We start from the raw sequence: 24662 nt of genomic DNA, 5'->3' as shown, positions 1-24662 counted from the left end.
AGCAGTTAAAGGACCAGGATCATGCGCCACGCCGCCGATACCGAAGAACGCCAGCAATTTCGGGAAATGACCCGGCGTTTTATCGAAACCGAGTTGCAGCCTCATGCCAATGCGTGGGACGAAGCGGGAGAAATCCCGTGGGAGGTCCATCAAAAGGTGGGCGCACTGGGCACCTGGGGTTTCGGCGTGGCCGAGCAATATGGCGGGCTTGGCTTTGACGATATGTATATGCGCTGCATCTGGGGCGAAGAGGCGGCCCGGGCCCACAATGGCGGCACGTTGGCGGCGCTGGGCGGGCGCAGTATCTCCATCGGCCCGATTGAGAAACTGGCCTCTCAGGAGATTAAGGACCGCATATTAAAAGATATCGTCCAAGGGCGCGTCGGCTCCAGTCTTGGCGTGACAGAACCGGGCGGCGGTTCTGATGTCGCCAATATGAAAACGACCGCGCGGCAGGACGGCAATCACTGGATCATTAACGGGTCAAAGACGTTCATAACCGGTGGGATGACATCCGATTATTTCGTGGTCGGCGCGCGGACAGGCGGTGAGGGGCTCAACGGCATTTCCCTCTTTCTGGTCGAGAAAGATATGGAGGGTTTTTCCCGTACCGCGCTCGACAAGAAAATGGGCTGGTGGGCGTCGGATCAGGCGACGCTCTATTTCGATGATGTCCGCGTTCCGGCAGGCAATATGTTGGGTGATGAAGGGCGCGGCTTCATTCAGATCATGCATAATTTTAACTATGAACGGTTGGGTATGGTCGCGCAGTGCCTTGGCATGATGCGGGTCTTACTGGAGGAATCCATCGCCTATGCACAGCAGCGTGAGACCTTTGGCAAACCGCTCAGCCAGCATCAGGTGATCCGTCACAAGATCGCGGAAATGTCGGCCCGCGTCGATGCGACCGAAGCGTGGGTGAACCAGATATGCTTTCTGGCCGAAAATGATAAAATGCCGGTGGATCAAATCTGCAAAGCGAAGTTTTTCAGCACCAAAAGTCTTGAATATTGTGCAAGTGAAGCCATGCAAATCTGGGGCGGAGCCGGCTATCTTCGAGGGAATGTTGTCGAGCGTTTTTACCGCGAGGTCAAAGTTATGGCGATTGGCGGCGGGTCAGAAGAAATCATGCGCGACTTGGCGGTGAAGCAGATGGGGCTTTAACTATCTCTGCAATCAGTTTAACCCCATCCCGTTAACCCTGAGCTTGTCGAAGGGTGTTGCAAGATCGATAGACGTCCTTCGACAGGCTCAGGACTAACGGGAATTGGCTATGACCTCACCGGGTTCTAACCCAAATAGTGCCAATCCAGACGGTGATACTGCGGGCTCAGCTATATTCCCAATCGGGTCGGTGATGACCGGCCTGGCCTTTTTCTGCCTGATGGACGTGACGATGAAAAGCCTCAGCATATCGCTGGGTGCATATAATGCGATATTCTGGCGGGTGCTGCTGGCGCTATGTCTGGTAAGCTTATTATATTTCGCGCGCCGTCCCAAAATGCCCGCTGGTTCGACGCTGAAAATCCATTTGCAGCGCGGAATCATAACAGTTTTCATGGCCTTCCTGTTTTTCTGGGCACTGGTCCGCGTGCCGATTGCCGAAGCCGTTGCGCTGTCATTCATTGCACCGATTATCGCTCTCTATCTGGCAGCAGTATTTCTGGGAGAGACCATCCACCGCAACGCGATTTTTGCGTCGGTTCTTGGCATAGCCGGGGTCGTAGTAATTGGTTGGGGCAAGATGAGCGGAGAATATACCAATGACGAATTGCTGGGTTTCGGAGCGGTTCTGTTATCCGCTCTGCTCTACGCCGCCAATCTGGTGATCCAGCGCAGTCAGGCTTTGGTCGCGGACCCCATTGAGATCAGCTTTTTCCAGAACCTGATTGTCGGGGTCAGCTATGCATTGGTCGCGCCGTTTTTGGCCGTTGTTCCGGATACGCAATATGCACCGGAATTTCTGGCAGCGGCTTTATTGTCTATAATCTCAGCGCTGTTCATCGCGTGGGGCTATGCCCGGGCACAGGCGCAGGTGCTGATCAATTTGGAATATAGCGCCTTTGTCTGGGCCGCGATTTTCGGTTGGATATTCTTTTCAGAACCCGTCACGCTGCCGACGATATTCGGTACCGTGCTGATCGTCGCGGGTTGCATATTGGCGTCACGCCGCGGCCGCCGTCCGGTCGCGCATATCGAAACCACCGCCATTTGATATGGTGCTCAGGATTAAAAACCGGGATGCACGCCGCTTGTGGCTGGATCGCACCGGTCTGGCAGACACGCCAACCGGCTCGCACGATCTATTGCAGATCATCAAAGATTTAGGATTTGTCCAGCTCGACACCATTCGCAACGTTACGCGCGCCCATCATCATATTTTGTGGAGCCGCAACCAGAATTATCGTGAGCCGATGCTGAACAAATTATTGGCCAACGACCGGTCGGTATTTGAGCATTTTACCCATGACGCATCGGTTTTGCCGATGGATTTCTATCCGCTCTGGCAACGTCAGTTTCGACGTCTGGGTGCACGAGCGGCTAAACACAAGGCCATGGATGCAGCTGACATAGCAGCAATCAAGGCGCGCATTTCAAGGGAAGGGCCGCTGTCGACCCATGCATTCGACACGAAAATTGTCGGTAAGAAAGAAATGTGGGCCCGGCCGCCGCATAAGCGGGCTTTGGATCAGCTATGGTATGCTGGCGAACTGGCGACGTCGCACCGCGAGAAATTTGTCAAATATTATGACCTCGCCGAGCGGGTGATACCCGCTGGCCACCGGGAAGTGGATCATAGCGACGACCATCAGGTGGACTGGCTGTGCAGGGCTGCGCTCGATCGGTTGGGATTTGGGACTTTGGGAGATATTCAAAGATTTTGGGCGGCGATGGACGCGCCAGAAGTTAAGACTTGGGCGGGCAAAGCATCGGATCATCTGGTACCGATTGAGCTGGAAACTGTCGATGGTGACTGGGTCAGCATGGTCGCCCCCGCCAATATTGGATCGCTGCTTGTCAATATGCGGTCCCCGACATCACGGCTGCGGATATTAAGCCCCTTTGATCCCGCCATCAGGGATCGCACGCGGCTGTCGCGCCTCTTCGGCTTTGATTATCGCATTGAGATTTTTGTGCCCGCTGCCAAGCGGCGCTGGGGCTATTATGTCTATCCGCTGCTAGAGCGCGACCGCTTTGTTGGCCGTATCGAGCTGAAAGCAGACCGTAAGGCGGGGATCGTAAAGGTGGTTCAGATATGGCCTGAATCGGGTGTTAAATGGACGGCTGATCGGGCGGAAAAGCTTGATGCCGAACTCAGTCGCCTGGCGCGTTTTATTGGTGCAGATACGGTTGAATGGCAGTGCGGCCGCATTGGCCGCTAAATCCAAATTCTATTTTGCCCAATTTTATTTTACCCAATATTATTTTACGATGCCGCTAAAACGCAGTTCACCAGAACCGCTTGCTTCAATCGCTTTGTCAAACATCCAGCGGATATGCGTGACGTCGCGCGGCTGTGCTGCGCGGGTAATATTCACGCTTTCTGTTTCTGCATTTGCCTCTGTAATATCAGAGACCGTAAGCTCGGTCAGACGGGCAAAATGCTTGCCGCCATCAACGGATACGGTTGCCCAATCCTCTCTGACGCCTGCAAAAGCAACGGCAGAATGAACGGGATTATTGACGACAAAACCGGTTACGGCTGTGCTGCCTGTATTGTTGTAGCTGTTAATGAATATAAGCTTGTCGCCAGGGATAACTTTCACGTCGCTTGGGGGATATAATTTGGTGACGGCTTGGCCCGCTGCGTCCTCTTCGGTGCGTTCCACCAGGATTTTGCTTTCGATTTTTACATTGGCACGCGGGTCACCTGCCTGAATGGCGGCTTGCAGCGGAGCAGTATGAGCGGCCTGCGCTGTCGCAATTCCAGCAGTCAATATACCAGCAATCAATGCCGCCTCGATCAATTTGGCCCATTTACCAGACATTTTTACATTCCCACATTGTTTTCAGGCCCGATAAGCAAGGCCGTTCACACGATCAGACAAATATGAGCGATTTTGGTTAACAATAAGTTAAAATAGTCGCGAGAGGCCTGTCTCAAGCGTCACCGCCAACGCGTCTGAGATTGTGATTTTCGGCAGATAGTCGGGTTAATTGAGACATCCACCCGAAACCCCGCCTATTTCATTGGCTTCCGCCAATGGGACGGTCTAAAGAACCGGAATGGGCCTGATCGCGTATCGTTACCGCCTGTTGATGTTGCGGTTTGTAATAGTCTTTGCGGCTTTCTCGCTAAATACAGCGCAGCCGCTTCTCGCCCGGAATATCGCCCAGAATATCGACAGTGAAAGTGCCGCTGATCAGTTGGATCAAGCCATATCCGGCGATATGGACACTGTTCAGGAACCGCTGGACCCCGATCAACCGCTGACTGATTTTCCTGACTTCGGCGTCGATTGGCCGGATCTCAATGCGCCTTCACCCGACAATAAGGAACCGCAAGACCCCGCCGAAGCAACCGAGCGCGACTTGGAAATGGATCGCCGCCTCGCTGAGGATGATAGCACTCAAAGCGAGGATGGCGCGCTGCGAAGAGAGCCCGGTCAGCAAGAAGTTGGTCAAAGACAGGTTGGAACACGATTGCAGGACGGTGGTTTTGTTAATTTTCAGCCACTCGATGCAATGGCGGAACGCGCCTATGAAATAAGTTTTTCCGGACTGCCTGACAATCTCGGCAGCCAGTTCAGCGAGCGCTTTCAATCTCTATCAGCACTGGAAGAATATAAGGACGCCGAAGCCAATTTCGCACAGATTAAACGGCGGGCCGAGACAGACCGTGAACTGGTCGAACGGTTGCTAAGGATTGAAGGCTATTATGATGCGATTGTGCGCAATCGGTTTGCAGCGGGGCAGGGCACCGACATTGCGGTGACGATAGCGGTGACGGCCGGACCGCAATACCGTCTGGATACCATTGTCCTGGACGGCATAGACCAGGCGCAGGAAGATGATCCGCAGCAATTCAGAGAGCAATTTGGCCTACAATCGGGGGACGTCGTTAACAGCGACGCGATCGCCGATGCGCGGACCAGGTTGGATCAGGCTATGGCCGAAAATGGTTATCCCTTTGCGGCAACAGACCAGCCTGCATTGGTCATTGATCATGCCGAGCGGCAAGGGGATCTGGATATTGTCGTGACGCCTGGCGAGAAATATGTCTTTGGCTCCATCCTGATGACGAATACCGAATTGTTCGGGCCAGAGCATGCCGAGCTCATTGCCCGTTTTGACGAGGGCGATCTTTACAAACAGTCCGACATTGAAGATCTTCGACGCGCGCTTGTTGCAACAGGTCTGGTATCAACGGCGGCGTTGCAACCAGTAGCGTCCGAGGAAAAGCCAGGCGTTGTTGATATTTCGGCCACCGTCACGCCTGCGCCGCTGCGCACCATATCGGGGGCGTTGGGCTATGGCACCGGTGAAGGGTTGCGATCCGAGATCAACTGGGAACACCGGAATTTTTTTCCGCCGGAAGGGCTCATCAGACTGACCGGTGTTCTGGCGACGCAGGAACAGTCAGGCAGTATCACCTACCGCCGCAATAATTTCCGCCGCCGTGACAATGTCTTGAACGGGCAAGTCGCGCTCAGCAATATCGACAATTCTGCTTTTGAAGCACGGACGTTTTCGGTTTCCGGCAGTCTCGAACGTCAAAGCAATCTTATCTTCCAAAAGAAGTGGAACTGGTCAGCCGGCTTCGAACTTCTCGCGTCCCAAGAACGTGATATCGATGGTGACAACCAAACCACTTCGCGCGACACATTTTTCATCGGTGCTTTGCCTGCTACGCTTTCCTATGACGCGAGTGATGATCTGCTTGACCCGACAACAGGATTTCGTCTGAGTGCGCGCTTGTCCCCCGAGGCTTCTTTGCAGTCGGGCAGCTTCTTTTATGTTCGCAGTCAGCTCGATGGCAGTGCCTATTTCCCCGTGTCAGAAAAAATTGTGCTGGCCGGGCGCGCGCGTTTTGGTTCCATCGTCGGGGCGGGCAGCAACCGGATAGCGCCATCACGCCGCCTCTACTCCGGCGGCGGTGGTTCGGTTCGCGGCTACGGTTTTCAGCGAATTGGGCCCCGCGATGTAAATAATGATCCCGCAGGCGGACGTTCGCTGGTGGAGTTTTCGTTAGAGGCGCGGGTGCGGCTCGATATTTTTGGCGGAAATTTTGGCGTCGTGCCGTTTATCGATGCCGGTAATGTCTATACTGAATCGCTGCCTGATTTTTCCGGGATACGGTACGGAACCGGGCTGGGTATCCGCTATTATAGCGCCTTTGGCCCCATTCGCGTGGATGTTGGCACACCGATTAATCCGCAACCGGGCGACTCTCGGATCGCGGTCTATGTCTCGCTCGGGCAGGCCTTTTGATGAGCGGCGCTGAACCAGACGTTGATGATGGTCAATCGATAAAAACGCGTCGCCGTGTGCGCCGGACAATCGTCGTCTTTCTCGGAAGCGTGCTGTTGCTGGCCGTTGTTGTTTTGACGGGCGGTGCTTATTGGCTGGACAGTGAAGGCGGCCATAAATTTATCATCAGCGAAATCGAAGCACTGGAACCCGGTGATGGCCTGCGTATCCGGATAGGCGATATCGAGGGATCAATTTACGACCAAATGGAGATTGTCGACCTTAGGCTGGCCGACCCTGAAGGACAATTTTTCGAAGCCGGCCGCGTCGCATTGGATTGGAACCCGTTGGCTTGGATTTTCAACGAACTGAGCGTTGCAAACGCTGTTGTGTCGCAAGCACGGCTGGAGCGATTGCCCGCGCTTGTCGATACGCAGGAAGACAAACCCCTGCTCCCTGATTTTGATATCTATCTCGGTGCTTTTCGGGCTGAAAATCTGTTGCTGGGGGAGGCGGTCATCGGCGAGGAACAGCGCGCTGATTTGGCGGGTGCGGCAGATATTCGATCCGGCCGTGTCATGATCAATCTTGACGCCGCAACAACGCGCAGTGGCGACAAGATCATCCTGAGCCTCAATGCCGAACCGGAGCGCGAAAAACTCGACCTTAATGCCGAAATCATAGCGCCAGCACAGGGCGTGATAGCGCGCCAACTTGGCTTTAAGCGCGATTATGCGATCACCATTGCAGGTGAAGGCGACTGGACCAAATGGGACGGCAACCTGTCGATGGAAAGCGCGGACCAGCAGCTTGCGGAGTTAACGCTGGAGGCACGTGAAGGCCTATTTGGTTATGATGGAAATATTGAATCGGATCTTCTGCCCAAAGGGTTGGCCGCGAAAATTGCCGCTCCGCGCTTGGTTATCAATGGCAATGCGTCTGTCGAAGACAGGTTAGTCGGGCTGGATCTGGCGGCGCGTTCCCCTGCCGTCAGACTAACCGCGACAGGCGGGATTGACCTTGCCCGCAACAGTGTTGATGCGCTGCGGATTGAATTTGATGTACGCGATCCATCGGCTTTAGCGAGAAATCTCAAAGCACAGGATCTGGAATTCAAAGCGCTGCTCAATGGAAAATTTTCACAGTTACGCTATCAATATCTGCTGACAGCGCCGCAATTGGCCATTGGTAAGACGTTGCTGACGGGCGTTAGGGCATCGGGTGAGGGCCGGCGTGACTCCGCAGGTTTTGATATTCCCGTGGAGCTTGCTGTTGAGTCTTTGATTGGCAACGGAGAGCTACTCAAACAACTCTTGTCCGGTTTCAACGGCAAAGCCTTTTTGCGGTTAGAGCAGGGCCGCCTATTTGCTGAAAACGCCGTGGTCAGAACAGATAATGTCAGGGGCACTGCTGATATTGAGGCGCGGCTTGCGACTGGCGAATTTCGAATTGACCTTGATGCACAAGCGCCGGGTTTTGCTTTGCGGCGCGTTGGTATTGCCGACATCATAGCGGGTCTGGAAATCGGACCAGGCGCTGCGGGTCTGGCCATTGACGGAGCGGTCACGGCGAAGTTTCGGCGGTTTGACAATGTGTTCCTGCGCGAACTGGGTGGCGGTCTTCCTGTGGTTAAAACCGGGCTTGTCCTGGGGGCTGACCGGAAGCTGCGCTTCCCTGGGCTGAATGTAGAAGCACCGAAGCTCAGCTTTAACGGCAACGGCGTGCAACAGAGCGCCACCATATTCGAATTTACCGGACGCGGTGAGCATGATCAATATGGCCCCTTCGATCTTGATCTTAACGGTCCATTGGCTCGCCCCAAAATTGCCGTTTTGCTCGACAACCCTTTGCCCGCGGCCGGTCTTTCCGCCGTGCAGCTTGATCTCGACCCGGCGGAAAATGGCTTTGCCTTTACAGCGGCGGGCGGCTCAACCCTTGGGCCGTTTACTGGCAATGGCGCAATCATCACCATTGCTGGACAAGAGGCCCGGGTGCGCGTCGACCGGTTGAAACTGTCGGACACGCTGGCCACTGGGGTCATTCGCCCCACTGCTCTCGGGCTGGCGGGCAATCTTGCGATTAGCGGCGGGGGTGTCAGCGGCAATGTTTTGTTTGAGCCCAGCCAGAACCGCCAGTTAATCCGCGCCGATCTCACCGCCCGAAATGCCCGCTTTGATGGCGCGCCGCCGACGCTTATTCGGACCGGGAAGCTGGATGCGGATATTGTGCTTGTCGAAGGCCAATCCGACATTGATGTCACCGTGCGCGCGCAGGGGATCAGCCGCGGCGACCTGATGGTTGGCCGGATCGCCGGGAATGCCAAGCTGGTAAACGGCACCGGAGATGCCAATTTCTCGATTGCAGGGACCAGAGGCAGCACTTTTAATTTTCAGGCAAAGGCGGAGATCACGCCGGACCGCTATGTGATGACAGGCAATGGCCTGTTCGAAGGCCAAACCTTGCGGTTCGTGCGGCCGCTCGAACTGCGCCGCGTCAGTGGCGGTTGGGCGGCCTCACCGACAACTTTACGCTATGGCAACGGCAGCACACGCTTTTCCGGCCAATGGGGTAGCGGGACGTCACGGCTGAACATGACCTTGTCAAAAATGCCACTAACCCTTGTTGACATTGTGGCCGATGACTTGGGACTTGGCGGAGAAGCGGATGGCACCGTTAATTTGACCCAGACAGGCTCACAAATGCCGACCGGTGAAGCGAAGCTCAACATCAAAGGCCTGACCAGATCCGGACTGATCCTCACATCAACCCCGATTGACCTCGGCCTGAACATTGCTATTTCCGGTCGTAACGCGGCGGCGCGTGGGATCATCCAGTCGCAAGCAAAGACTATCGGTCGTTTTCAGGGCCGGATTACCGGCTTTGGTAACGGTAACTGGCGGGATGAATTGCAGCGCAGCCCGCTGTTTGCCCAAGCACGGTTTAATGGCGCGGCCGATGCGTTGTGGCGGCTCACCGGCGTGGAAACATTTGATCTTACCGGCCCGTTAAACCTCAGTGCAGATGTTCGGGGCACACTTGCCAACCCGCAAATAAACGGACAATTGCGTACCACCAACGCGCGACTGGAAAGCGGTCTTACCGGGACCGTGATTTCTGGAATCAAGGCGCAGGGCCAGTTCGATGGATCACGTCTGGTACTGCCGAATATTACCGGTTCAACCCGGGGTGGCGGCTCTGTCAGCGGCAGCGGCAGTTTTAACTTTGCGGTGGCGCCCGGTGAGGGTATCGGCATCATGCTGGATATGAAGGCGCAACAGGCGCGTTTGATAGCGCGAGATGATTTCGCTGCAACGGTTACCGGACCGATTCAGATTCGCAGTTCCGCCGACGGTGGTTTGATATCCGGTGATCTGACATTGAACCGCAGCTTTTTCCAATTTGGCAAGGCGAGCGAATCTGTCGCACTGCCGCAGATAAAAGTGACGGAAATTAACCGCCGGGCCGATGAACGCGCACCCGTCATTCGCAGCCGCCCCTGGCGTTTTGCGCTTGACGCCAAGGCGCCCAATCGCCTGCAGGTCAAAGGATTGGGACTCGATAGTGAATGGCGTGCCAGCCTGAAAGTCTCTGGTCCTGTCGACGATTTCGCAATGACGGGCAGTGCCGATCTGATCCGCGGCAACTATACTTTTGCTGGCCGCCGCTTTCAGCTGGAACGCGGACGGATTCGCTTTGTGGGGAACCAGCCGCCCAACCCGATATTGGATATTGAGGCTGAGGCAAACCTGACGGGCCTGAATGCCACGATCAGTGTGACCGGCCGCGGTAATAGCCCGGAGATCGCGTTTAATAGTGTTCCTGCCTTGCCAGAGGATGAGCTGCTATCACGCGTCCTGTTCGGGGCATCGATATCCGACCTATCAGCGCCCGAAGCGGTGCAATTGGCCGCTGCCGTCGCTTCGCTGAACAGCGGCGGCGGTCTTGATCCGATTAACCAGCTGCGCAAAGCGGTCGGCCTGGACCGGCTGCGCATCCTCCCCTCCGATGTTGACAGCGGTCAGGGAACCTCCATCGCTGCCGGGAAATATATTACCCGCCGCGCTTATGTAGAGCTGATCACGGACGGCAAGGGCTATAGCGCGACAACGCTGGAATTCCAGATTACCCGCTGGCTTTCGATATTGTCGAGCATCTCGACGATCGGCCGCCAGAATGTGAATGTGCAGGTGTCGAAGGACTATTGATTTCCCCGGCACAGTGATCGCTATGTGGATAGCGTCAACAAAGGCTAATCGGATAGCGCTTGGTCGATCTGCTGCATCAACATGTCCCGGGCATGGGGATTGTGAAGAAGAACTTGTGGCATGATCCTAGGCCCGCAGCGGAAGAGCAGCATTTGTCCATCTTCTTTCATCTCGCCATTCACCTTCATCGGCTTTTGCTTTGAAGAATAGCGGGACAGACCCCGAGATGCATCGGTGTTGATATCGAGATCGTACCGTTCACCCATCTTGTCCATGAACTTTGCACAATCAGGAATACTGGGGCTCATCGAAGGTGCATCGTTGGAATATAAACGCGCCGAAACGACAACGAGCCGGTCGACAAACGGCATGAATTTGACCCGCAAATTGCCCCGCTCGGTTTCGTAGCGCAGCTCGCTGGTTAGAGTATAGCCTTTGAACCGTTTTGGATCCTCCCGTTTTACAGAAACCAGATCTTGGAAGCTCGACTTGTATTTTAACCGGTCGTCTTTTTCTTCCCGGGCTATGGGATTGCCTTTGGCTTGCATGGCCGCTCGAACTTGGTCGGCGGTCATTTCCAGTTTGACTCCTTCAAGGTCTAGAAATTCCGGTTGTTTTGCCGCGGCAAGGTTGCCGGACAATAACAGCGCCATAGCGGTGAAAAAGAACGTCAGGTTTTGTCGCATCACAGCATACTCCCCTTTTCTCATGTGCATGCGGAGCCTGTCGGAGTGCTGAACAAAAAAACCCGGAGCAATTGCTTGCCCCGGGTTTCTGAATATTGTTATCGTCTGGCTTAGGACGAATAATACATATCAAATTCAACCGGGCTTGGCGTGGTTTCCAGACGGCTGACTTCTTCCCATTTCAACTCGGCATAAGCGTCGATCTGGTCTTTGGTGAACACATCACCTTTCAACAGAAACTCGTGATCAGCTTCCAATGCTTCCAAAGCTTCGCGCAACGAACCACAAACGGTTGGAACTTCGGCCAGTTCTGCTGGCGGCAAGTCATAGAGATTCTTGTCCATCGCATCGCCAGGATGGATTTTATTCTCGATACCGTCGAGGCCCGCCATCAACAGCGCTGATGCGGACAGATATGGGTTAGCCAATGCGTCCGGGAAGCGGAATTCCACACGCTTGGCTTTGTCGCCTGCGCCATAAGGAATACGGCAGGATGCAGAGCGGTTACGGCTGGAATAGGCCAGCAGCACCGGTGCTTCAAAGCCGGGGACCAGACGTTTGTAGCTGTTGGTCGTGGCATTGGTGAACGCGTTACAGGCCTTGGCATGTTTGATCACGCCGCCGATATAATGCAGGCACATTTCCGACAGGCCGGCATATTCATTGCCTGCAAAAAGCGGCTTGCCGTCTTTCCAGATGGACATGTGGGTGTGCATACCCGAACCGTTGTCGTCCTTGATCGGTTTGGGCATGAAGGTCGCGGTTTTGCCATAAGCGTGAGCAACCTGCTGCACGACATATTTATAAACCTGCGTGCGGTCAGCGGTTTCGACCAGCGTCCCAAAAGTGATGCCCAATTCGTGCTGCGCCGCGGCCACCTCGTGATGATGCTTGTCCATCGGCAGGCCCATTTCCATCATGGTCGCAACCATTTCGCCGCGAATATCCATGGCGCTGTCCACCGGTGCTACTGGGAAGTAGCCGCCCTTGGCGCGGGGACGATGGCCCATATTGCCGATTTCATAGTCACGGCCGGTATTGGTCGGCAGCTCAACGTCATCAATTTTGAAGCCGCTGCGGTCATAGCCATCTTCGAATTTCACATCGTCAAACATGAAAAATTCCGGTTCCGGACCAACATAGACCGTGTCGCCAATGCCGGTGGACTTGAGATAAGCCTCAGCGCGTACGGCAGTAGAGCGTGGGTCACGGTTATAAAGCGAACCATCGCCTGGCTCGACAATGTTGCAAACTAGGACCATCATCGGCGTTGCTGAAAACGGATCCATATAAACCGCATCCAGATCGGGACGCAGGATCATGTCGGATTCGTTAATCGCTTTCCAACCCTCGATCGAAGACCCGTCAAACATAAAGCCTTCTTCAAGGACGTCTTCGTCGACAACGTCCGCACACATGGACAGATGCTGCCATTTGCCGCGGGGATCGGTGAAACGCACATCGACCCACTCAATCTCATGTTCCTTGATCATTTTCATGACGTCTGCAGCTGTATTGCCCATTATTTTGTCCCTTGGTTTGTTATGTGGTTTGAAATGATTGAAAATTAAATGGCGTCGTTGTCGCGTTCGCCTGTACGGATGCGCAACGCGGACTCGACTGGAATAACAAAGATTTTACCGTCGCCGATACGGCCGGTTTGCGCGGCAGAGGAAATGGCTTCGACCACCCGCTCGGCCAGATTGTCTTCGACAACAACTTCAAGTTTCACTTTCGGCAGAAAGTCCACGACATATTCAGCGCCGCGATATAATTCGGTATGGCCCTTTTGCCGGCCAAAACCCTTCGCTTCTGTAACCGTGATGCCCGATACCCCGACCTCGTGAAGCGCCTCTTTCACTTCGTCGAGTTTGAAAGGCTTGATGATCGCTTCGATCTTTTTCATTTTTGTCGTTCCATCCCTGTATTTTGGCCGCGTTGACTCTTGCTATGGCGTGCTTATGCAGCACCAAAACCGGGCGCACTTGCCCGCTACAATTCAATTACCGTGCCAGATTGGAATCGGGAAAAGAATCGCCAGTAATCTGCTAAAGCCAAACGATGACAGTTTCAATGCCGCCCAAAAAACAGGCATTTGTGAACCTGACTGCCTAATTTTTAGGCAGTAAATAAGCGCTCGATCTAGCGTGCGATAGGCGCGGTATCCTCAGCCACATTGGCCTTTGTCCAGTTGGACCGGTCAATAACATAGTGGCGCAAGGCTTCGACCTGATCGGCCTTTAACTGCGAGGCAAAGCTGACCATGCCATGCTGTTTCAACGCGCCGCCTGTTATGATCGAGGCCCATGCTTCTTCGCTGCCCAAGGTGCCCGACACGCGCAGATCAGGCGTGAAGCCATTGCCCACGGCACTATCGCCATGACAGACCAAGCAGTTGCGACCATAGAGCGCCTTACCGGCGGCAACCTGTTCCGGCGTTCCGGTTGGTTCTGGCGGATTCCAGACGACTTCGCTTGTCTTAGGCAAGGCGGGCAGGGTGGTTTTTCCGCCCAGCTTCATAACCACAAGCCGCGGGATATTGGGAACTTTGCGCGAAGCGCCGCCAGCAACGCCAGCGACGAGCGGAAAGGCGCCGCCTTTGCTGGTCAGGAACGCGACATATTGTTCGCCGTCTATCATGAATGTCGAAGGCGCCGCGACAATGCCGGACTGCATATCCAGGCTCAAAAGCTCTTCACCGCTGTCAGCGCCAAAGGCTTTGAACTGACCCACGCTGGTGCCTTGAAAGACAAGATTACCGGCGGTTGTCATGGTGCCGCCATTCCAGGCAGCGGGATGATCGACTGACCATTCAGTTTTGCCCGTTTTGGGGTTGAAGGCGACCAGCTTACCTGTCGTCGCAGCGATAGCAGCCTTATAGACAGCCGGATCATCTGGAAGTTGGCCAATTGCCCATGAAATGCCGACATTAAAACCAAGCCGCTCGCGCTTCTTGTCGAGATCAGAGGTCGGAACATCATAGCCCTGCGGGATTTGCTGGGCGGGTATATAAACCAGTCCGGTGCTTGGATTATAGCTCATCGGATGCCAGTTATGCGCCCCCAGTGCGCCCGGTATCGAAACAAATGGCTTGCCCGTCTTATAGAAACGCGCGTCCGGATTTTCGATCGGGCGGCCGGTTTCCAGGTCATAGCCTTCGGCCCAATTGATATTCTCGACAAAGGGTTCTGCGCTCATCAGGCGGCCGTTGGTGCGGTCGATGACAAAGAAAAACCCGTTTTTCGGCGCATGGAACAGCACCTTGCGCTTTTCGGTCAGGGCGGTGGTCTCGCCCTCTTCGGTCTCCTTGGGCCAGTCAATCTCGGCGATGATGATAGGCTGGGTGGCGGTATAGTCCCAGGTTTCTGCCGGGGTTTCCTGATAATGCCAGAGATATTTTCCGGTATCGGGGTCAACCGCAACAATGGAAGACAGGAACAGGTTGTCACCTTCGCCGCCGGACCGCAGGCCGTGATTCCACGGATTGCCATTGCCGACGCCGAAATAAAGCTGATCGAGTTCGGCGTCATAGACGATGCTGTCCCAAACCGTTCCGCCACCGCCGGATTCTTTCCATTCGCCATCGCCCCAAGTCTTGTTCGCGGCTTTTGCGAAAATCTCGTCGCTCGCTGCGCCGTCCGCTTTGCCCTCCGGATTGGGAACCGTGTAAAAGCGCCATTTCTGGGAACCGTCGGACACGTTATAGGCGGTGACATAGCCACGCACGCCAAATTCTGCGCCACCATTGCCGATGATCACCATATTTTTGACGACGCGCGGGGCGCCGGTAATCGTATAGGGTTTGCTGTTATCGGTGGTTTGCGTTTCCCAGAGCCGCGCGCCGGTATTAGCATCAACCGCGATCAACCGACCATCGATGGTGCCGAAAAACACTTTGCCACGGGATATCGCAATGCCGCGATTAACAACGTCACAGCAAGCATCGACCGCTTTTTCGCCCGGCACTTCGGGATCATAAGACCATAATTCTTCACCCGTTTTCGCATCATAAGCAAAAACTTTGGACCAGGCCGTGGAGATATAAAGCTTTCCATCAACCACTACCGGGGTGGCTTCTTGCCCGCGCGCGTCGGGCAAATCCTTGAACCAGGCTATGCCCAATTCGCCCACATTGCTCTCATTAATCTGGTCGAGGGGACTGTGTCGCTGTTCCTTGGCGTTGAAACCAATATTGCTCCATCCAACATCGACTGGCGTGACTGCTCCACTATCGTCATCCGTCGTCTGATTCTGGCATGCCGCCAGCAGACATATTGCAAAAAATAATCCCAAACGACGCATCGTCAATTCTCCCGAGCAGGCGAAACCTTCATGGGTCTAACCCCTTTTAACTGACTAGCTAAATTTAAGCGCCGCGGTCAAGGCTGATGCGTGTTTATGTGTAAGGCGGGCAGTCAAGACCAGCAGGGCTTTTGGTAAAAATCTCGCAACCGGTTTCGGTGATGCCGATGCTGTGCTCAAACTGTGCTGACAGCGATCGATCGCGCGTCACGGCGGTCCAGCCATCTTCCAGCATTTTCACGGCATATTTGCCGATATTGATCATCGGCTCGATGGTGAAGAACATGCCGGGACGCAGTTCGGGGCCGGTACCGGGGCGTCCGGCGTGCACAACTTCGGGTGCGTCGTGAAACATTTGCCCAAGGCCATGCCCGCAAAAATCGCGGACGACGCTATAACGGTTTCCTTCGGCATGCGTCTGGATCGCATGCGCGACATCACCCATCCGGTTTCCGGGTTTCGCCTGTTCGATGCCCAGCATCAAACATTCATAGGTATTTTGCACCAGTTTGGTGGCCTTGACCGGTGTTTTGCCGATTGTGAACATGCGGCTGGTATCGCCATGCCAGCCATCGACAATAACCGTCACGTCAATATTGACGATATCGCCTTCTTTGAGCTTTTTATCGCCGGGGATACCGTGGCAAACAACATGGTTGATCGAGGTGCAACAGCTATGTGTGAACCCGCGATAACCCAGTGTCGCTGGCACAGCGCCTTCGCGAAAGGCATGCTGGCGAACCATGTCATCCAGAAAGCCCGTTGTTACGCCGGGCTCGACATGCGGCACCAAGCTATCAAGAATTTCTGCAGCCAATCGTCCGGCTTTGCGCATGCCCTCAAAACCTTCCGGGCCATGGAGTTTAATCGCGCCAGTCCGGCTTTGCGGCGTGGCTTCTTCTACGGTCAAATAATCGGTCATAGGCGCTATATAGCGGTTCCGGTTTGATTTGGCGATACCCGAAATATAGCCGTTCTTCGGTCAAAATTAACCCGATTTATCTATGAACAAATCCCGATATTTGAATATTTTCGGGACTTTGATGCGCAACCAGTTGAAACTCTTGCTGATCCTGTCATCGGTGCTGCTGGGCGGCATCGAGGTGGTGCGCCGGGTTGAGACATTGACTAACCCAGATATCCAGATTCCGGGATTGGCGGCTTATGGATTGTTGTTCCTGCTCTGTGTCATCAGTGTTGTCGGGACCGGTTTCTTTGTGCGCGCGTGGTTGCGCTGGCCTCTGGCCATAGCATTTGCCGGTGCGTCATGGCTTGTCGATGGCTATCAATGGGTTGTCGGGGACTTTATGACTTATGATGGCTTTGTCACCATGACCCAAAGCACTGGCGATCTGGGCAGTGCGTTTGATCAACAGACCGCGATCATGCTGATGGCCGCAGGGAAATCGGCGTTCCTTCTGTTTGGCATTGGTCTGCGGCCGACATCGCCAATTCCATGGGCGGGGCGCATTGCCAAACTGGTTGCCTTTCCGTTTTTAGCGCTTTTGGTCACATTGCTGTATTTTCGCGGGGGCGAAGGCGCGAGTGGATTGCCGTCTGGCCATAGTGGGCTCAGCTTCAGCATATTACAGGGTTATGAGCTGATCCGATATCCCGATGGTGAACGCAAGGCGGTGACTCTCCCCAAGGGCACCGCAAAACCATCCGGTGATGTTGTCCTGATCATCGATGAAAGCATTGCCGGTGCCTATCTCGACATCAATGATCCCAATGGCGTTTATTCTGGGCTAAACCGCTCCGCTTCCCCGGTTCCCATTCATAATTTCGGTCTGGCAGCTTCAATTGCGCATTGCAGTGTCGGGTCCAATATGTCGCTGCGCTATGGCGGCACGCGTGCCAATTATCTGGATATGGCACGCTCGGGGCCTGCGATCTGGTCCTATGCCCGAACGGCGGGCCTGGAGACCATCTATATCGACGCGCAGCGGACTGGCGGCATCTATCAGAATCAAATGAATGATGCCGAACGCCAAGAGATAGATCATTGGGATCAATTTGATAATGTCCCTGTCATTGATCGTGATCAGGCGGTTGCCGACCGGCTGACGCGCTATCTGGGGGACGGCAAGGCGCAGTTTATTCTGATCAATAAAGTCGGCGCGCATTTTCCGGTGAATGACAAATTCCCGGACAGCCACGCCCGTTACAAACCCATGCTGGAGCGCCGCCAATATGCAGACGTCACGGACATGGCTGCTCCCGACGCGCTTTACGGCCGTGATGGAAACTGGGTTCTTTATCGCAATAGCTACCGGAATACATTGACCTGGAATGTCGGTGGCTTTTTCGATCGCCTGTTTGATCAGGCCAAACTGACAGGCGCGACGATCATCTATACGGCGGACCATGGTCAGCATTTGCATGAACAGCCAGATAGCGGAGCCGCGACCCATTGCACCCCGAACCCGGAAATAGAAGAGGGGGTCGTACCGCTTGTGGTTATCGGCGGATCAGGGATTGGAGATAAAAGCTGGGAACAGGCGGCCAAGGCGCGCCATGACGGAATGAGCCATTATCGGATATTCCCGACCTTGTTGTCTCTAATGGGATATGAGCAGCAAGCCATAAAAGCCGTTTATGGTCCCGATCTGCTGTCACCAGAAGCAGACCCGTTCACCTTCAACATCCGCTATAATGCGCGTTTGGGCAGCAGCCCGATCTGGAAGCATATTCCGGTAGAGGATGTCGCGCGGCCGCCGGTATCCGACCATGTTGATGGAGCGCGCTCCACCGAATAAAATCCTGCCCTGCTGAGTGGGTGCTATTATTAGTGACCGCGCGATCATGAAATCGTTGATGATTCCCGCAACTGCTCTATATCCAGACGCTATGAGCCAATCCCGTATTTACACTGCCGCCCTCATCGTTATTGGTGACGAAATTCTCTCTGGCCGTACACAGGATAAAAACATCGCACAGGTCGCCAAATGGCTGAATGTGCAGGGTATCAGACTGGGCGAGGTCCGGGTGATAGCCGATGATATGGATGCGATTGCCGAGGCGGTGAATATCCTGCGCGCGCGCAACGATTATCTCTTCACCACTGGCGGGATTGGCCCCACTCATGATGATATTACGGTCGACGCGATTGCCAAAGCGCTGGGTGTCGATGTAATCATTCACCCGACGGCGCGTGCGATTTTGGAGAAATATTATGCGGATAAGGGCGGCATCAATGAAGGCCGCCTGCGCATGGCGCGGGTTCCCGATGGCGCGGAGCTGATCGAAAACCGCATGTCCGGTGCGCCGGGTATCATGATCGACAATCTTTTCCTGATGGCAGGCGTTCCGCATATTACCGCAGGCATGCTGGATGCGCTGACAGGGACGCTGGAAGGCGGAGCGCCGCTCTTGTCGGCAACGCTCGGCGCATGGGCGCCTGAAAGTGAGATTGCCGATGTCCTGAGCGCAGCTGAAAACGCGCACGAAGGTTGCCAGATTGGCAGCTATCCGTTTTTCCGTAACGGTACGGTAGGTGCTAATTTCGTGGTACGTTCTACCGACGCAGCGGATTTGGCGACCTGTACGGCGGTATTGAAAACCGGTCTGGAAGCGGCGGGTTACGAGGTCACGGACGGCGGGATTTAGGTTATTCCCGTACCGCTCGCAGAGCAGCCCCGGCTGCAAAAGGTGTAATTGCGACGAGCAGCAGCGACACAGCGCTGAGGAACAATAGTGCGCTGCCACTTTGATCGGCCAAGCTGCCCGCTCCGAATATCAGCAAGGGAATGGCAAGCGGCACCAACAGCAATCCGCCCAAGGCCCCTGCGCCTTTCAGGCCAGCGGTCAAGGCTGCGATCATTACCGCTAGTCCGGCAAGCGCTGGTGTCGCGATGGCAAGGCTGGCGAGTAAAGTGATCAGCGGCGGCCCTTCCAGACCCATTAATCCGCTGGCGAGCAAGGCCGCGAACAATAGGGGTGGCCCAAAGGCTAGCCAGTGCGAGATCAGCCGGGCAAAAGCGATCAGCTCATCGGTGATACCGCGCACCAGCAATTGATCGTAGAGGCCGTTGTCGAGATCGGGTTGCACCAGACGATCAAGCGGAAGCAGGGTCGCTAACAACGCTGCGATCCACAATATCCCGCCGCCGGTCTGCAGCAGCAAATCGCGATCTGGCCCGACCGCGAACGGGAACAAAGTCGCCGCCGAAAGATAGAAGATCACCGGCAGCCATGTCCCGCCGCTGGCATAGCTTTGCCGGACATCGCGCCAGATGAGGGTGCCGAGCGCACCAATCATAATAGCGTCTCCATCTGCTCCAGCGCTGCCAATTCCAGTGTGAGGTCAAAGGCAATGGGCAGCGTGATATGGCTCGCCGCCAAAATCATTCCGCCGCGATCCAGATGGGTTTGCAGAGTCCGGCCCAATAAATCGGCGGATGCGGTATCGAGACCATTGGCGGGCTCATCCAGCAACCACAATTTGGCATCCGACAAAAAAGTACGCGCAAGCCGGGCGCGCTGGCGCTGGCCGGTCGAGAAATAGCGGATGGGGACTTCCGCCAAATGGTCCATGCCGGCGGCAGCAATCGCGTTGGTGCATTGATTATCTGTCCTGCCATCCAGCTTGGCCCAAAACCGGAGAGCGGTTGCAAGCGGCAGGTTTTCGTCGAGCGCCATCCGGTCATCACATAAGGCTATGGATGTTGGAGCATCGATCACCCCCGAAAACGGGTGCAGCAATCCGGCGATGAGTCTCAGCAGGCTAGATTTGCCAACCCCATTGGGACCAATGACCAGGCCCGACTGTCCGGGTTCCAGCGCAAAACTCAGATCACGGAACAGCAATTTGTCTCCGCGTACGCAGGACAGCGCTTCGGCGCGCAGGTTTTCGCTCCCCTGATCCCGCATTTTGGTTGACGCCCCTTCGCTCATGAGGAAGACTTAAGCCATGAAACGGCCTCAAAGCCAAGCAAGGAGTATCGAAATATGGTTGCAGCACTTAATGATGCCCAGCGAGAAGCCGCGCTGGCCGCGCTATCGGAGTGGGAATATGATAGCGAACGCGATGCGATTAGCCGCAAGTTCAAATTTGCCGATTTCACCGAAGCCTTCGCGTTCATGACCCGGGTGGCATTGCATGCGGAGAAAGCCGATCATCATCCCGAATGGTTCAACGTTTATAACAAAGTCGATATAACGTTGACCACGCACGATGCGGGCGAAAATGGAGGACTGTCCGAACGCGATGTGGATCTGGCGAAAAAAATTGAGAGTTTTCTCTAATTTTTGGGCTCAGCTCCGGCGAGGACGTTGCCGAGATCGGCCAATTCGACCGATTGTTTGCGTAACCGGCCGGGCATCCAGCGCGCCGCGAAAGCCAGTTGCTTGGCCATTTTGTTCACAGGGGTATGGATCTTTTTACCGTGCACAGCTTCCCAGGCTGCTGGACCGATAATCGATACCGGGCTCACCAGTACACCGCTTTCTTCGAGCCGCTCTTTGCCGGTTTGATTGGTTCCCTCCACCACGTCCGAGATGATGTTGGTATCCACAAAGCCGGGCATCAGCGAGCGGGACTTGATGCCATATTTATTGAATTCCAGATCATGTGATTCTGCCAGTCCGCGCACCGCAAATTTGGTGGCGCTATAGACGCTCAGATCAGCCACGCCGTATATACCGGCCGCCGACGCGGTGTAGAGCACGCAGCTATCCGGCGTGTTTTTCAACATTTCGAAACAAGCCCGCGTACCGCTGATACAACCAGTGAAATTGATCGCGATCATCAGGTCGATATCTTCGTCGGTCATCTCCTGAATCGGGCCGCCTTCACCAATGCCGGCATTGTTGAACAATACATTCATGGTGCCGCCGGTAATATCGCCAAATTCCGAGACGGCGGACTTCCAGTTGGCGCGGTCGGTCACGTCCAGCCTGTGGATCGAACTTTGGCCTTCGGGAAGCAGTTTTGCTGTTTCGGCCATTCCCGCATCGTTGATATCGGCAATACCGATAAACCAACCCTTGCCAGCAAAGTAACGTGCAACCTCGCGCCCCAATCCCGAAGCACCGCCGGTAATGAATATGGATTTCTGTCCGCTTTGATATGCCATTTTCTTTTCCTCGCCATCCCATCATTGTCTTATTGACATTAATGTTCATCGGAGCGGTTTTTCCGCGTCAGGTCAAGAGCGATTGGACATATGGGGCAAAGCTCGCAATAGTATCGCTAATGCATTCTACCCCCTCTGCCTCCGGTCCGGCCATCAGCCTTGAAAATCTCAGCCGCCACTATGGCGCGATCAAAGCGGTGGATAATGTCTCGCTGGAAATTGCTGCGGGCAGCTTTGTTGCCCTTGTCGGCCTGTCCGGGTCGGGCAAATCCACTTTGCTCAAAATGATCAACCGGCTCGTCGACCCAACGGCGGGAGAGGTGTCGATTGCAGGCGAAAATATCGAGGCGACAGACTCCCATATTTTGCGGCGGCGGATCGGCTATGTGTTTCAGAATATCGGTCTGTTCCCGCATATGACCATATCGCGCAATATCGCCATCGGCCTGGAGCTGGCGGGTGAGAAGGACGGGCGACAAGAGCGGGTGGCGGAATTGCTCGAACTGGTCGAATTGCCGCAAGACATGGCCAGCCGGATGCCGCCGCAATTAAGCGGCGGTCAACAGCAGCGGGTCGGGGTCGCGCGCGCCCTTGCAACCCGGCCGGGGTTGATGCTGATGGACGAACCTTTCGGCGCGCTCGACCCGGTGACGCGCGATAGTCTGGCGGGGCAATATAAGGCGCTGCATGAAAAGCTGGGGCTGACGACGATCATCGTCACCCACGATATGGCAGAAGCGCTCTATCTCGCTGATCGGATATTGGTCATGGAAGATGGTCAGATAAAAGCCGATGCAACGCCAGCGGAGCTTTTGTCCGGCAAGGTGGGCGGCGAAGCCGAAGCCCTGGTCGCCATTCCTCGAGCGCAGGCGGCGCACCTTATCGCGCTGAGCAAAAAGGCATGACCGAGGCGTGGCAACAGGCGTTCGCGCGCGTACCGGAATTGCTCGCGGCCCATGTGCAGCTGAGTTTTTCGGCCCTGTTGCTCGCCATGGCTTTGTGTTTGCCGCTTGCCATCTGGGCTGCGCGAGCACCCAAGGTGGCAACGATCATTCTCGGCTTTGCAAGTCTGATCCAGACGATTCCCGCGCTGGCCTTGCTGGCGCTCTTCTATCCCGTTCTTCTGGGCTTATCAGTTTTGCTGGGCGGCGGAATATCCGCGCTGGGTTTCCTGCCAGCGTTGCTGGCGCTGACCTTATATGCCTTGCTCCCGATCCTGCGCAATGCGGTCACTGGGCTGACCGGTGTCGATCCAGCGGCGAAACAGGCAGCCGACGGTCTGGGTATGACGGCGGCGCAAAAGCTGCGGCTGGTCGAAGCGCCGCTGGCTGCGCCCACGATCATGGCCGGGATCCGGACGGCCGCCGTCTGGACCATCGGCGCGGCGACGCTCTCGACAACCGTGGGCCAGGCCAGTCTTGGTGATTTGATCTTTGCCGGCCTGCAAACCCAAAACTGGACATTGGTGCTCACCGGCTGTTTTGCCTCTGCGGGGTTAGCGATTATCGTCGACCTGCTGCTGGGCTTGATTGAACGCGCCATCCGCGAGCGGCGCAAGATTCTGGCCTGGGGCGCGACGGCAGTGATCGGTATCGGTCTGGCCATTGCGGTGTTGCCGACGCTGGGTGGACGCGATGATGTCGTCGTGATCGGCGCGAAGGGCTTTTCCGAACAATTTATATTGGCGCGCCTGATCGGTTCGCGGCTGGAGGAAGCCGGTTATGAGGTTCGCTATCAGGACGGGCTTGGCTCGGCAGTGGTGTTCCAGGCCGTCGCTGCCAATGATATTGATATCTACGTCGATTATTCCGGCACCATCTGGACCAATCAGATGAAACGCACCGATACGGTACCCGCCGATGAAATGGTGGAGGAAATCGCGAAATGGAGCGCGTCCGAATATGACGTGACGATGCTCGGCGCCTTGGGGTTTGAAAATACCTATGCCTTTGCTGTGCGTCCTGAAGACGCGGACAGCAAAAAGCTTAAGACGCTGGATGACCTCGCCCGCGTGTCGTCTGATTTTGCGTTCGGCACGGATCTCGAATTTCTCGAACGGCCGGAATGGGCGATGGTCAAGGCCGAGTATCCCATTCAGTTCAAAGAAGCGCGATCGTTTAATCCGACCTTCATGTATCCCGCGCTATCGAGTGGGGAAGTCGATGTGATTTCAGCCTTTTCTTCCGATGGCCGGATTGCCGCCAACGGTTTTGTTGTGCTGGAAGACGGAAAAGGCGCGGTGCCTGCCTATGAAGCGATGCTGTTGGTCGCCCCGCGGCGCGGTGATGAGGCAAAATTTATCGATGCGATCAAACCGCTGGTGGGTACGATCACGGTGGAAAACATGCGAGAGGCCAATTATAAGGTCGATCGCGAAGCGGACAAGAAATCGCCCAAACAGGCAGCCCGCTGGCTGGATGAGCAGATCAAGAACGGGAAAGACCAGTAAGTGACAAGACAGTTTTTTGTAATGTTTCGGTTGCGTTTTCTGGCCGTTCTTGTCCCCCTGTTCTTATTGGCGATGCCAGCGCAAGCGCAAGTCGCGGTGACCTTCTATTCTCATGATTTTGGCAAGAATTTCCCGCACGCTTTCTTTGTGTTGAAGGGCAAGCTGGAGAATGGCGAAACCGTCGACAGCAGTTTCGGATTTACCGCGGTCAATGTCTCTCCGGGTATTTTATGGGGATCGGTCAAAGGCAAGGTCGAGACGCCCAAGGCCAAATATATTGCCAATAGCAACCCGCATTTCACCGTGACGGTGGGGGACAGCAAATATCGCGAGCTGATGGCTCTGGTCGCCAAGTGGCGCAATATGCCGCAGAAAAGCTATAGCCTCAACAAACGCAATTGCGTGCATTTCGCTAGCGAGGCCGTGGCGATATTGGGTTACCGGTTTAACCTGAAGACCAAATTCTGGAAAAAGCCGCGATCCTTTATGGAGGAAGTGATGGCGCTCAACCCGGGGCTGAAAAAATAGCATC

The 24662-nt window shown here is 55.2% G+C and carries 19 protein-coding genes and 1 pseudogene; 11 read left to right on the top strand and 9 right to left on the bottom strand.

Features of this window, described 5'->3' with window-relative positions:
- Positions 1-21 precede the first annotated feature (21 nt).
- From J4G78_RS09505 to J4G78_RS09495, 3 genes are all read left to right on the top strand, one after another.
- On the top strand, positions 22-1164 hold the full coding sequence (locus J4G78_RS09505; RefSeq protein WP_207986362.1) for an acyl-CoA dehydrogenase family protein: 1143 nt from the start codon (positions 22-24) through the stop codon (positions 1162-1164).
- 109 nt (positions 1165-1273) lie between these two features.
- A complete protein-coding gene (locus J4G78_RS09500; protein ID WP_207986361.1) occupies positions 1274-2215 on the top strand; it encodes a DMT family transporter in 942 nt (313 codons plus the stop codon).
- Between the two features lies 1 nt (position 2216).
- Positions 2217-3383, top strand: coding sequence for a winged helix-turn-helix domain-containing protein (locus tag J4G78_RS09495; RefSeq protein WP_207986360.1), 1167 nt, complete (start codon positions 2217-2219; stop codon positions 3381-3383).
- Between the two features lie 39 nt (positions 3384-3422).
- On the opposite strand, the gene J4G78_RS09490 is transcribed toward J4G78_RS09495, so the two are convergent.
- Positions 3423-3989, bottom strand: coding sequence for a hypothetical protein (locus tag J4G78_RS09490; protein WP_207986359.1), 567 nt, complete (start codon positions 3987-3989; stop codon positions 3423-3425).
- Positions 3990-4227: 238 nt separating this feature from the next.
- Here J4G78_RS09490 and J4G78_RS09485 point away from each other — a divergent pair, with 238 nt between their 5' ends.
- Positions 4228-6432 (top strand): autotransporter assembly complex protein TamA, encoded by a 2205-nt coding sequence (locus tag J4G78_RS09485; RefSeq protein WP_207986358.1) that lies wholly within the window; start codon positions 4228-4230, stop codon positions 6430-6432.
- The gene (locus tag J4G78_RS09480; RefSeq protein ID WP_207986357.1) at positions 6432-10616 is read left to right on the top strand and encodes a translocation/assembly module TamB domain-containing protein; all 4185 of its coding nucleotides are present in this window, start codon (positions 6432-6434) and stop codon (positions 10614-10616) included. Before J4G78_RS09485 ends, J4G78_RS09480 begins: the two co-directional genes overlap by 1 nt.
- A 44-nt stretch (positions 10617-10660) precedes the next feature.
- Here the strand turns inward: J4G78_RS09480 and J4G78_RS09475 are convergent, their stop codons facing one another.
- The 5 genes from J4G78_RS09475 to map form a co-directional block, all read right to left on the bottom strand.
- Positions 10661-11305: a hypothetical protein gene (locus J4G78_RS09475; protein WP_207986356.1), complete on the bottom strand. Its 645-nt coding sequence runs from the start codon at positions 11303-11305 to the stop codon at positions 10661-10663.
- Between the two features lie 107 nt (positions 11306-11412).
- Positions 11413-12825 carry a type I glutamate--ammonia ligase gene (gene glnA, locus J4G78_RS09470; RefSeq protein ID WP_207986355.1) on the bottom strand — a complete coding sequence of 471 codons (1413 nt, stop codon included), beginning with the start codon at positions 12823-12825 and terminating at the stop codon, positions 11413-11415.
- Positions 12826-12869: 44 nt separating this feature from the next.
- Positions 12870-13208, bottom strand: coding sequence for a P-II family nitrogen regulator (locus J4G78_RS09465; RefSeq protein WP_207986354.1), 339 nt, complete (start codon positions 13206-13208; stop codon positions 12870-12872).
- A gap of 236 nt (positions 13209-13444) precedes the next feature.
- Positions 13445-15604 carry a PQQ-dependent dehydrogenase, methanol/ethanol family gene (locus tag J4G78_RS09460; protein ID WP_207986353.1) on the bottom strand — a complete coding sequence of 720 codons (2160 nt, stop codon included), beginning with the start codon at positions 15602-15604 and terminating at the stop codon, positions 13445-13447.
- Positions 15605-15698: 94 nt separating this feature from the next.
- Entirely contained in the window at positions 15699-16526 is an 828-nt protein-coding gene (gene map / locus J4G78_RS09455) for a type I methionyl aminopeptidase (RefSeq protein WP_207986352.1), read from the bottom strand.
- Positions 16527-16608: 82 nt separating this feature from the next.
- Here map and J4G78_RS09450 point away from each other — a divergent pair, with 82 nt between their 5' ends.
- A complete protein-coding gene (locus J4G78_RS09450; RefSeq protein WP_207986351.1) occupies positions 16609-18363 on the top strand; it encodes a sulfatase-like hydrolase/transferase in 1755 nt (584 codons plus the stop codon).
- Positions 18364-18454: 91 nt separating this feature from the next.
- Positions 18455-19213, top strand: coding sequence for a competence/damage-inducible protein A (locus tag J4G78_RS09445; RefSeq protein WP_207986350.1), 759 nt, complete (start codon positions 18455-18457; stop codon positions 19211-19213).
- Position 19214: 1 nt separating this feature from the next.
- Here the strand turns inward: J4G78_RS09445 and J4G78_RS09440 are convergent, their stop codons facing one another.
- Positions 19215-19862: a heme exporter protein CcmB gene (locus J4G78_RS09440; protein ID WP_375140364.1), complete on the bottom strand. Its 648-nt coding sequence runs from the start codon at positions 19860-19862 to the stop codon at positions 19215-19217.
- Positions 19862-20476 (bottom strand): heme ABC exporter ATP-binding protein CcmA, encoded by a 615-nt coding sequence (ccmA, locus tag J4G78_RS09435; RefSeq protein WP_207986348.1) that lies wholly within the window; start codon positions 20474-20476, stop codon positions 19862-19864. The genes J4G78_RS09440 and ccmA overlap by 1 nt, the downstream gene beginning before the upstream one ends.
- Positions 20477-20551: 75 nt before the next feature.
- Here ccmA and J4G78_RS09430 point away from each other — a divergent pair.
- Positions 20552-20851, top strand: a pseudogene (locus tag J4G78_RS09430) (4a-hydroxytetrahydrobiopterin dehydratase); the annotation flags it as partial.
- Here J4G78_RS09430 and J4G78_RS09425 read toward each other — a convergent pair.
- Positions 20848-21681, bottom strand: a complete 834-nt coding sequence (locus tag J4G78_RS09425) for an SDR family oxidoreductase (protein ID WP_207986346.1) — start codon at positions 21679-21681, stop codon at positions 20848-20850. The pseudogene J4G78_RS09430 and the gene J4G78_RS09425 sit on opposite strands and share 4 nt — an antisense overlap.
- A 119-nt stretch (positions 21682-21800) precedes the next feature.
- On the opposite strand from J4G78_RS09425, the gene J4G78_RS09420 reads away from it, so the two are divergent.
- From J4G78_RS09420 to J4G78_RS09410, 3 genes are read left to right on the top strand one after another with little or no spacing between them, the layout of a single operon-like run.
- Entirely contained in the window at positions 21801-22586 is a 786-nt protein-coding gene (locus J4G78_RS09420) for an ATP-binding cassette domain-containing protein (protein ID WP_207986345.1), read from the top strand.
- Positions 22583-24130 (top strand): ABC transporter permease/substrate-binding protein, encoded by a 1548-nt coding sequence (locus J4G78_RS09415; RefSeq protein ID WP_207986344.1) that lies wholly within the window; start codon positions 22583-22585, stop codon positions 24128-24130. The genes J4G78_RS09420 and J4G78_RS09415 overlap by 4 nt, the downstream gene beginning before the upstream one ends.
- A complete protein-coding gene (locus J4G78_RS09410) occupies positions 24131-24658 on the top strand; it encodes a hypothetical protein (protein ID WP_243457041.1) in 528 nt (175 codons plus the stop codon). It begins immediately after the preceding gene.
- The last annotated feature ends 4 nt before the right edge of the window (positions 24659-24662 follow it).

Origin of the sequence: Parasphingorhabdus cellanae (assembly GCF_017498565.1) — a bacterium.
GTDB lineage: Bacteria > Pseudomonadota > Alphaproteobacteria > Sphingomonadales > Sphingomonadaceae > Parasphingorhabdus > Parasphingorhabdus cellanae.
The sequence above is the reverse complement of the archived record's forward strand: the minus strand, read 5'-3'. Positions and strand labels throughout refer to the sequence as shown.

Excerpts from the sequence above, each read along its gene's own strand:
- J4G78_RS09505 (WP_207986362.1), top strand. The coding sequence starts at position 22 with ATGCGCCACGCCGCCGATACCGAAGAACGCCAGCAATTTCGGGAAATG.
- J4G78_RS09500 (WP_207986361.1), top strand. The coding sequence starts at position 1,274 with ATGACCTCACCGGGTTCTAACCCAAATAGTGCCAATCCAGACGGTGAT.
- J4G78_RS09495 (WP_207986360.1), top strand. The coding sequence starts at position 2,217 with ATGGTGCTCAGGATTAAAAACCGGGATGCACGCCGCTTGTGGCTGGAT.
- J4G78_RS09490 (WP_207986359.1), bottom strand. The coding sequence starts at position 3,989 with ATGTCTGGTAAATGGGCCAAATTGATCGAGGCGGCATTGATTGCTGGT.
- J4G78_RS09485 (WP_207986358.1), top strand. The coding sequence starts at position 4,228 with ATGGGCCTGATCGCGTATCGTTACCGCCTGTTGATGTTGCGGTTTGTA.
- J4G78_RS09480 (WP_207986357.1), top strand. The coding sequence starts at position 6,432 with ATGAGCGGCGCTGAACCAGACGTTGATGATGGTCAATCGATAAAAACG.
- glnA (WP_207986355.1), bottom strand. The coding sequence starts at position 12,825 with ATGGGCAATACAGCTGCAGACGTCATGAAAATGATCAAGGAACATGAG.
- J4G78_RS09465 (WP_207986354.1), bottom strand. The coding sequence starts at position 13,208 with ATGAAAAAGATCGAAGCGATCATCAAGCCTTTCAAACTCGACGAAGTG.
- J4G78_RS09460 (WP_207986353.1), bottom strand. The coding sequence starts at position 15,604 with ATGCGTCGTTTGGGATTATTTTTTGCAATATGTCTGCTGGCGGCATGC.
- map (WP_207986352.1), bottom strand. The coding sequence starts at position 16,526 with ATGACCGATTATTTGACCGTAGAAGAAGCCACGCCGCAAAGCCGGACT.
- J4G78_RS09450 (WP_207986351.1), top strand. The coding sequence starts at position 16,609 with ATGAACAAATCCCGATATTTGAATATTTTCGGGACTTTGATGCGCAAC.
- J4G78_RS09445 (WP_207986350.1), top strand. The coding sequence starts at position 18,455 with ATGAGCCAATCCCGTATTTACACTGCCGCCCTCATCGTTATTGGTGAC.
- ccmA (WP_207986348.1), bottom strand. The coding sequence starts at position 20,476 with ATGCGGGATCAGGGGAGCGAAAACCTGCGCGCCGAAGCGCTGTCCTGC.
- J4G78_RS09425 (WP_207986346.1), bottom strand. The coding sequence starts at position 21,681 with ATGGCATATCAAAGCGGACAGAAATCCATATTCATTACCGGCGGTGCT.
- J4G78_RS09420 (WP_207986345.1), top strand. The coding sequence starts at position 21,801 with ATGCATTCTACCCCCTCTGCCTCCGGTCCGGCCATCAGCCTTGAAAAT.
- J4G78_RS09415 (WP_207986344.1), top strand. The coding sequence starts at position 22,583 with ATGACCGAGGCGTGGCAACAGGCGTTCGCGCGCGTACCGGAATTGCTC.